The sequence below is a fragment of the Streptomyces sp. NPDC046122 genome, from assembly GCF_056429965.1.
This window is the reverse complement of the sequence record NZ_JBWKLQ010000035.1, coordinates 1-9,011: the sequence shown is the minus strand read 5'-3', so window position 1 is coordinate 9,011 and position 9,011 is coordinate 1. Positions and strand designations below refer to the sequence as shown.

The 9,011-nt window shown below is 66.0% G+C and carries 5 protein-coding genes and 2 pseudogenes; 2 read left to right on the top strand and 5 right to left on the bottom strand.

Annotation, left to right across the window (positions count from 1 at the left end):
• Positions 1 to 244 precede the first annotated feature (244 nt).
• From AC07FK_RS33800 to AC07FK_RS33780, 5 genes and pseudogenes are all read right to left on the bottom strand, one after another.
• Positions 245 to 1,069: a dienelactone hydrolase family protein gene (locus AC07FK_RS33800; protein WP_479108732.1), complete on the bottom strand. Its 825-nt coding sequence runs from the start codon at positions 1,067 to 1,069 to the stop codon at positions 245 to 247.
• A 438-nt stretch (positions 1,070 to 1,507) separates the two neighbouring features.
• Complete coding sequence (locus tag AC07FK_RS33795; RefSeq protein ID WP_479108731.1) at positions 1,508 to 2,872, bottom strand: hypothetical protein; 1,365 nt, start codon at positions 2,870 to 2,872, stop codon at positions 1,508 to 1,510.
• 15 nt (positions 2,873 to 2,887) lie between these two features.
• Positions 2,888 to 4,513, bottom strand: a complete 1,626-nt coding sequence (locus AC07FK_RS33790) for a S8 family peptidase (RefSeq protein WP_479108730.1) — start codon at positions 4,511 to 4,513, stop codon at positions 2,888 to 2,890.
• A gap of 300 nt (positions 4,514 to 4,813) precedes the next feature.
• Positions 4,814 to 4,959 (bottom strand): annotated as a pseudogene (locus AC07FK_RS33785) (IS5/IS1182 family transposase); the annotation flags it as partial.
• Between the two features lie 561 nt (positions 4,960 to 5,520).
• Entirely contained in the window at positions 5,521 to 7,032 is a 1,512-nt protein-coding gene (locus tag AC07FK_RS33780) for a hypothetical protein (protein ID WP_479108729.1), read from the bottom strand.
• A 215-nt stretch (positions 7,033 to 7,247) separates the two neighbouring features.
• On the opposite strand from AC07FK_RS33780, the pseudogene AC07FK_RS33775 reads away from it, so the two are divergent.
• Positions 7,248 to 7,400, top strand: a pseudogene (locus AC07FK_RS33775) (pRL2-8); the annotation flags it as partial.
• 563 nt (positions 7,401 to 7,963) lie between these two features.
• The gene (locus tag AC07FK_RS33770) at positions 7,964 to 8,719 is read left to right on the top strand and encodes a hypothetical protein (protein WP_479108728.1); all 756 of its coding nucleotides are present in this window, start codon (positions 7,964 to 7,966) and stop codon (positions 8,717 to 8,719) included.
• The last annotated feature ends 292 nt before the right edge of the window (positions 8,720 to 9,011 follow it).

The window sequence follows — 9,011 nt, the reverse complement described above, 5'->3', positions numbered from 1 at the left end:
ATCACCACGCCAACGACGAGGGGCCCTGCCTCGTCACCACACCCGCTGACCAGCCCACTTCACCCTCCAGCACAAGATGAAAGAGGTTCAGTGAGTTCATGACGGCGTATCACGACACCATGACCCACCATTGAACGATCTTTTGAAGACGGACCCTAGATCTCCTCTTCCGCGCGGTCGGCGAAAGAGGCCATCGCCCGGATCCAGCCCTTGCCGCTCACGAGCAGAAGTACGCGACACTGTCCTAGGGCTTCCTCGCTCTGGGTTCGGTGACACCGAGGCGGTGGCGTAGAAAAGCTACGACGTCCGCGCGGGCCTTGAAAGCAGGGTGATCCGGAAACTCGCGTAGCTCGTGGGTGAGGACCGCGTGGGCGAAGCGCCCGAAGCCGCCGCTGTTGCCTCGCGCGGAATCGAGCGGGATGACTTTGAAAGCGTCCCCGAGGCGGGCGCTCAAAGCTGCGAATCGCTGCTCGGGGGCCATCCAGTCTTTACTGAAGCGTAGCCCCAGCACACATAGGCCGTCGTTCCGTGTGCGCTCGACAACGCACGCGAGTTCCTCCTCGGAAACCCCCAAATCCGTCCGCTGGCCGGTAGTCAGGGGCAGGGGAAGTGAGGGTTGACTGAGAACGGGGGCTAGCACTGATTCGTCTACTGCAGCGGCCAGTGCAAAGCCTCCGGTGATGCACATTCCGATGACGCCGACACCCTGGCCGGGGCGCCGGGAGGCGAGGTCATGGGCGAGGTCTCGGACAAAGTTGGCGACGGGGCGCGAGGCGTTTGTGGCGAAGGCACGGAATTCTGCAGAGATACAGACTCTGGCGCCGACTTTCGCCGTCCGAGCCAAGGATGCGGGCCGTCCAGGCTCCCCAAACAGCGACGGGATCACGACGGTAAATCCCTCGGAAACCAAATGGTCACCGAGCCCCAGCACCTCCGGGGTGATACCGGGGAGCTCTGGAAGGAGCACGACCCCGGGGCCGTCGCCCTTTTCGTAACAGTCGTGTGTGTATCCCCCAACCGTGAACGTTGGTTCCCATCCGGTCAGGCCGGAGGTCGGTGGACCGCTCATTTCCTACTGCCTCTCAGTCAGCCGAGTGGAGACCGTGCCCGAGCTGCTAGAAAACTTCTGGGTGGTCGAGATGCTCCTCGATACTGCGCGCAGCCGGCCTAGGCCGAAGTGCAGGCACGCGCCGGGCCGCTGCTGCTTTGTACGACGTATTGAGCAATGCGCAGTTGCGGAGAGGCGGACTCGCGGCTGGGTCGTGTCTGCCTGTTGCCCACATAGTGTTCTTGACGAGGTCCGATCGGAAGGATCCACGCCGAACTAAAGTAACGCGGCAGCCCTATGGACCTGTCGCTGCGTGGTGGCGTTCTTGTAGAGCCGCGAAGCCCCGAGTGCCCGCACCGCACAAGGGTATCGACGGCTGGCGTGGCCGGGGTTGATGCCTGAGCGGCTGTGGGCGGAGACGTTCACCGGACTGCGGGTCGATCAGTTCGGTCGGCTGCTTCAGGCGTGCGCTGCGGCGGCATCCGCGGCGAGCGCGGCCACTGGAATCTTGCGGATGTCAGAGTGCGCGCCGGAGAAGGACTCTCCCTCCACGTCGTTGATGACGCCGGCGGCGTTGACCCGGTAGAAGGTCCGGGGGGTAAACCCGTAGTTCGTGTTGCCATCGGTCGAGATCACGCGGTCCTCCAATGGGTTCACTGCCTGGTACCCGGCGGCGCCCATGCCACCCCAGCGCCCCGCGGCCTGAGCCTGCGAGTCTTGGCCAGCCAGGAAGGAGGCCTTCGGATACCACACGCCGACTGCCCAGTCGTGGACGCTGAATGTGGCCACCAGGGGGCCGTGTACCCGGTCCGCGAAGCCATTAAGGGCGCCAGCACTGCGGAAGGGGTTGTCCTGCGCGTGAGCGAACGACCAGTGAGAGAACGCACCCTGCAGAAGCAGCAGTGACGCGACCGGGCTCTTCGTCGGCGCGCTGATGCCGGACAAGGCGAAAGAAACCAGCCGGGCGCCGAAGCTGTGGCCGATCAGGTGCACCCGCGCGGAGGACGACCGGCCGCGCAGGGTCTCAAGCAGCGGTCCCAGTCCGCCGCGCCCGATGTCGCCGGCGCGAGACTTCATGATTGTGTACGAGAGCACTCGCATGACGTCCTTCGCGCCGTTGATAGCGCGGTTGAACCAGTCACCGATGCCTTGCGTCGCGGAGCCCGGTGGAGCGCTGCCGAAAACCTCGGCAGCCGCTTGGTAACCGCTCTTCGGGTCTGCGGTCAGCAGCAGCGCGGTCTCGCCCGAATCCTCGAACTCGCCATCGGGTGCCGGTGGTACCAGCGACCTCAGCAGCTGGTGGATCTGCCGCAGCCACTCCTCCTTCTCCGCGTCGGACTCATTCGAGCCGACCGCTGTCTCTCCCTGGTCGATGAGCTGACCGATCTTCATCACCGTCTGCCGCTGCGCCGGGTCGGCGAACCCCGGCTGCAGGGACGCGGCAATCTCCCTCCCGGAGAGCGCTGTCGTCCCTGCGTTGAGGTCCACTACGGCGCCGCTCCCGGCCTGTGTCGCGCCAGCCGCTGGCGGAGGGGTCGCCTGTGTGGGCGGGAACCACAAGGAAGGCCAGTAAATACCGACGAACCCCACCCTGCCGATGCCCGCGGAGCCGGTAGCGGCATCCCTGATCATCGGAAACATCTCGTCGTAGAGCTCGCCAGCCGTGTTCTCTGACGTTCCCCACCCGTGGCTGAACATGAAGAGGTCATCCACGCCCTCAGCGATCACCTGATCGAGGAAAGCTCCCTCGGCCGGCGCCGTCAACCGACCCTTCTCATCGAATTTGAGATCCCACACGGGCTCGTTGGTCGCCAGTCGCCTCATGGCCGTTGCCCTTCGTCAGACGTTCGCGAGCATTCGCATCAGGTCGACCAGGCCCGCCCCTTGCGCGTACCGTTCCCGGCCGATGTCGGTGGCGCTGTCGGCGAGCAAGCGCTTGACCTGCCGTGCCCGGCCGATGAACTCCGGGCGGGCGGAGAGAAAGGCCGCGATGACGCCGGAGACGTGCGGCGCCGCCATCGATGTGCCGGACTGCTCGGCGTACGTCAGCAAGCTCGCTGGGAGAGGGGCCCCTGCGGCTGGGTTCAGCCCGGCCGCAGCCCGGACTGTGCCGCTGGCGGCCGAGGCGATCCACTCGCCGGGCGCCACGACGTCCGGTTTCATCCGCCCATCGAGTGTCGGCCCCTTACCCGAGGTCCAGGTTACGCCGAAGGCGTGCGGCGCGTCACGGTGCGTGGATCCGACAGCGATGCAGTCCTCGGCATGCGCTGGCTCGGTGATCGAGCCCATCACGGCGGAGGTGTTGGCCGAGTCTCCGGCGGCGGTGCGGGCGCCGTAATTGCCCGCAGAGACGACCACGACCACACCGGAGGCGACAAGCTGGTTCACGGCCTGGCAGAGCGGTGACTGGCCTGCGGCGTACTGATCGGGTCTCCACTCAGAGCCGAGGCTCATGTTGACTCCGTGAACGCGCAGAATCCCCGGGTCCACATTGACCTCGGTTCGCAGGTACGTCAGAGCGCGGATGACCGCGCTGGACGAGGTTACCCACGTGCCCTGACGGCTGCGCCGCATGACCTTGATACTCACCAGCTCGCACCCGGGCGCCATTCCGGACAGCTTGTCCACATGGGCCCGCTGAACGTACCCGGCGTTCCCCGGGTCATTTGACTCCGCCACAAGCGGCTTCATGTCATCCGGCGTGCAGCCCGAGATGATGCCGGCGACGTGTGTGCCGTGTCCGCTGTCGTCCACCAGAGGCCGCAGCTGGTATCGATCACCCGGCCCGTCAGACGTTTCCTCGGCGACAAGCTCCGCTGGGTCGTCGGGGTTCACGAGGAAGCTGAAGTCGCGGTGCAATCGGCTGGTCAGCCCCTGCAGCCGGTCCTCCCCTCGGCCGGCGGTTGCAAGTTCCAGCTGGGAGAAGTGCGGGTGGCAAGCATCGATTCCGCTGTCAATGACCGCCCAGACGATTCCGTGGCCACGTGCGTCGTAGGAGCGCCAAGCGGCGTTGGCCTTCACTGTGGGGGCGGAACGGTCGATCTGCGGGGTGAGCCGGTAGTCCGGCCAGACCCGGAAGATGGTCGGCGGCCGGTGGCTGCGTTCGGCGAGACGGCGGTCTTCCTCCACCAAGTCGCGCAGGACTGCGCGGGAAAGCACGCACTGATACAGCTTCGGTGCGATAAGCGCGAGACCGTGTGGAACGGGCGGTTGGACGGGGCTCTCCGACGTGAACTCCTCGGGCCACCTCCCGCCAGCCATCGTCGCGTAACGCTGCCAGATGCCGTAGAAGGCCTCGCGGACCGCCAGCAGGCCTCCGGGATAGAGCACGTTCAGCTCGATCAACATCGGGACTCGCTGTTGAGTGTCCTCCGAGGCGGGCCCCTTGTCGGCAGTACCGTCCGGCGGCAGGTTGAGGTCACCAACGATGGGGGACCGGAAAGGCCCCTCGGGCTCGTGCATCATGACAGTGCCCTTTCTCCTGAAGCCAGAAGCGGGCGGGGTACCGAATAAATACCCGGACTTTTATGCGATTTGTTCCCGACTGCATCGGCAACCGGCTGAGGGATGAAGCTTGGCCGGTGATGTGCCCCAGGTAGCCGGTGAAGCCGGTGGTTTTCCTACCCAGACGATTGCAGCGTAGGCAATCGTGGCATCATGGCTGATCTACGCTAAAGGCGCCGCATCTGTTTAGTGTCAGCCAGAGTCGTGGACATCGCAAGTTGGCTGGGGCAATGTTGGCGGCGTGACTGCAGTAGGCCCCGCACCCCGTCTGGACCAGATCAGGACGCAGCGGTGGGCGGTCGACTTCGAGACCCGAAGCAGGGCTGAAGGGCCCGCCAGGCCCAACCACTGGGCAGCACGTAGATGCTGGCCGTGAAGAGCGCCTCATCAGGCGCGTTCATCATCCCGGTCTGATGGTCTGCGGGGGAGTGTCAGAGTCAGATCGTCATCTGAGTGTCAGTGGTGCAGGCTCGGCCCACCTGGTGGTTGGCACTGACGGATGGTGCTCACCTATGGCTGACATGAGTGACGAATGGCCATGTCATTCTCACGCCGACCGTTATGGAGGGCGGAGGGTTTGCGCTGCTCAGAGGTGAACCGCTCCCTGGGACTGCAGAACCGCGAGTTGTGGCCGCTGGACGGCCGCGAGCGCCGCGCGGTGCTCGCCGGTCTGGCCGGAGGCTCCTACAAGGTCGTGCGCGGTGAGAGTCCCGCACGCGCGGAAAGCTACTTGCGGGCCCGACCCGCGATGCGGATCAGGCCCCTGACCTGGTACTTCTCTGTCGGGGTGGCGGGATTTGAACCCACGACCCCTCCGTCTCAAACAACGTGCGGAGAGATCGCTGGTGAGTGCTGCACGCGCCTCCGGCACCGCTGTCGGAGCGCTGACAGCGAGACCCGTACCGGCCAGTCAGACCTTGGTCCTGAACACCAGCGGGGCGTTCCGGACCAAGGTCGCGTCACTGCCCTCAGATCCGGAAATGTGCCTTGACCGGATAGTGGTCCGACCGCCCCGCGTCGGCCGTCACGCCGCACGACACGACGGTCGCGACGGATGGACCGAACAGGTAGTCGATCTTGATGCTTCGGTCGTCCAACGGCTTCGTCGCCCGACCGTCGCGCGGCCGAGTGCTCGACAGCCCCTCGTCGCACTCCTTGTCCGCCGCGTAGGCGGACGTCATGACGTCCTTGGGGTTGTCCGGCGAGGCGGAGTCCGGCGGGATGGAGTTGAGATCGCCGCCGTAGACGGTCCGATAGCCGGCCGGAGTGTACGAATGGACGATCTCCTGCAGCTTCGCGGCTTGTTCCCTGCGCTTCGACCCGTCCGCGTCATCTGTTGACAGGCCGGCGCTGAAGTGGGCCGTGCAGAACTGCAGAGCTTGGGTCGGGAGAACAGCGCACATGGCGGTCCGCTGTTCCATGCGTACCCAGTCGCTGCCGATTGTCTTGTTCTGCGGCGAGGGCAGGTCGTACGACGTGTACCAGACGTTGGAGTCCGGCACCGCGAGGCCGATGCCGTAGGCGCCACGGTCCTTCCAGCCTGATGTCGCCGACCCGGCGTTGTCGCAGGTCCTGGCGGCCTTCACGGATGATCCGTCGACGGTGTACTTGACGGGGGCGAAGCGTACGTCCCATCCGGTCCCCGTCTTCTCCTCCAGCTTCGTCTCGATGTCCTTGGTGTGCGACTCGCAGATCTCCTGGAGGAACACGGCACGGTACTGCTGTGCCTCCGTGGCGGTGCCCATCCGGGCAGCGATCTGGCTTCCCAGGTCGGCACCTTCCACCCGGTGGTTGGAGCACGCAGAGTTGTGATTCGCGCAGACATTCCACGACATCACACGGAAGTCGGCCGCCGGAGCGGAAGAAGCGGGACTGGGGCGTCCCTCTTCGTCGCTCGCGTTCTCCTCGCCGAGGAAGACGAGCTGGAACTTTTCCCAGGACCCCACCGAGTCCGCCCGTGCCCGCAGCAGTCCGCTATCGGTTCCGGTGTCCTGGACCTCGGCTGTCACGTACTTGTAGCCCTCGTTCGTCCAGGCCTTCAGGGCGTACGTACCGTCCGTCTGCTTCTCGAGTTGGAGCTTCTCCCACTCGCCGACGGTCGTGCCCCGGGCCCGGAGCAGATTCTTGTGGCTGCCGGTGTAGTTCCGCTCGGTCGTGACGTAGTTCCCGTTTGCTTCCGAACGCAGGGTGGTGGTCCACCCCTTGTCGTCGGTGTGCAGTGTGAACTTCTCCCAGGATCCCAGCTGTTCGGGAAGGGGCACGGGCTTGCGCGCACGCAGCATGCCCTGCTGGTCACCGCTGGTTTCGACTTCCGCCGACACATAAAGACCGCCGGCGCCCACGGACTTGAGTGCGTACTTGTCGCTGGACGTGACAGGCACCGGCTGCGATTCCGCCGCCTGTGCCTGCACGGCCGACATGGCGATCAACGCGACCAGAGCGGAACACAGCACCGCCAAGCGGCTCACTATCTGTCTCATTACCCCCACCTAAGACTGGAAACTGCCAAACCGTGCACGCTACGACACTGCTCCAGCCGCGATCAAGCTGGAAACCGCCTGGGCGTCCGCTGAGATCCGGCTGATCGCGGAGATCGCCGCGTTGCAGACCGAGCGTCAGTGGGGCGTGAACGAGGCCGCCCGCGCCAAGGCGGCCAAGAAGTCGTCGGGGTGGTGGTGACCATGCCCGCCAGGACACGCTTCCCGGTGAGTGCCCGCAGTGCTGGGAGCACGCCTACGACCGGCGCGTGCACCGCAAGCTCAAGCCGCGCGAGGACTGCCCGCAGTGCGTGGACCACATGGTCAACGGCTGCCCCTACCTCGTGCCCAAGAAGTCCCGTTGGTGGTGACCGCGCCCGCCGGCGCACTGCCCGCCGCCTAACGCTCACCCGCACGTCTCTGCTGCCCGGGGCGGCCGCCCCTGCCACGGACCGGCCCCCGGAACTCCCGCGTACTCCCGCCCCGCTGGGGGCAGTCAGGAGCACTTCCAGCATGTCTGAGAACGTCGTCCACCTCCACAAGCCCACCGACCCCCCTGCCCCCGACACCGCCCCCACCATGCAATTGAGGCGGTGGTATCCGGCCTGTCGGGACGAGAGCGCCAGCAGATCGCGGTGAGCCTGCGCAGCCTGTTCAAGGCGCTCAAGCGGGAGCGGATGGTGTTCCGGGATCCGACGCGCCAGTTGTTGGTCGGTCACCTCAAGGGCCTCCCGCAGGCCGTGCGCAGCGACCTCCTGGCCGGATTGATGGGTCACGCGAAGTCTCCGCTCAGCCGCCTGGTCATCGCCTTGGTGGCCGTTCACGCTTTGCCTGGTGAAGAACTTCGCACGGTTCGGACAACCGATCTGACACCGGGTTCCTCTACCGGCACGGCGGCTACTGGTGGGACGGCGCCGCCTGGCACCGGCCCGGCGTGGTCCTCGACGGCGCCTACGAACGCTACGACGCCCGCCGCGTCCAGGACGCGCTCACCGTCACGGCCGCCAACCTCGTGGTCCACCCCGCCGACCCGGGCAAGGCGAGTATCGCCACCATCGCCGGGTTCACCGCGCCCAAGACGGCCCTGCCCAACTGGCGTGATCATCTGGCGCTGTGGGCAGAGCACCGCCGACGCGTGCCGAACGCACGGCCGCTGGACCAGTGCGTCGTCGACCTGAAGGCCCCCGAGCTGGAGCCGGGCCTCCTGGTGGCCCGCGCCGGGCTGGCAAAGATCGCGAACATCGCCGAGGACGACCTCCCAGTCCCCGAGTACGAGGACCACAAGATGCCCGAACCACAGGCCCACGGCGCAGGCGGACCTCTGTGGTCGCAGCCCGTCGCCCGGGACTGGGCTGAACTGCGTCACCGCGACCACGGTCCCGGCGCACTCCTCTCCGCCACCACCTCTTTCGGCACCCCACAGCCCCAGGGGCTCGTCGCCGACCACAACCGCCTCACCAAGGTCATCCAAGTCGACGGGAAGCAGGCCGAGGAGGCAGCCAAGTCCCTCGCCTGGTGGCCCGCGGTCTCCCCCACGGTGGGAACCGACAGCCTCGTCCCCATGTCGGCGCTGCGCACGACGCTGATCGAGGCCGTGCTCTCCCATCTGGCCACAGGTATCAAGAAGGGGAGGAGCGGAATCTGGCTCGGCACCCTCCGCCGCGACGTGGTCAAGGTCTTCGACTGGTAGGTCCAGCGAAAGCCGGAGCACACCGCAGGACTCCTGAGCGAGATCTGCCTGGACGCCCACACACGGCTGGACGTGGATCCGGAAACCGTGGGGCAACTCATCCGCCGATCCCTCCACCACGACAGCAGGCTCGGCAAGGAAACCATCGACGCGCTCCTCGACATGGCCCTGCCGCCGTCCGCGAAACCCTTCGAGAACTAGTGTCCTGCGCCAGAAATGATGAGACTAAGTCTGTCTCAGGTTTCAGTGGTCGGTGGGTTGATTTTGGTGAGGTAGTCGGCGAGGGAACTGA

Excerpts from the sequence above, each read along its gene's own strand:
- AC07FK_RS33800 (WP_479108732.1), bottom strand. The coding sequence starts at position 1,069 with ATGAGCGGTCCACCGACCTCCGGCCTGACCGGATGGGAACCAACGTTC.
- AC07FK_RS33795 (WP_479108731.1), bottom strand. The coding sequence starts at position 2,872 with ATGAGGCGACTGGCGACCAACGAGCCCGTGTGGGATCTCAAATTCGAT.
- AC07FK_RS33790 (WP_479108730.1), bottom strand. The coding sequence starts at position 4,513 with ATGATGCACGAGCCCGAGGGGCCTTTCCGGTCCCCCATCGTTGGTGAC.
- AC07FK_RS33780 (WP_479108729.1), bottom strand. The coding sequence starts at position 7,032 with ATGAGACAGATAGTGAGCCGCTTGGCGGTGCTGTGTTCCGCTCTGGTC.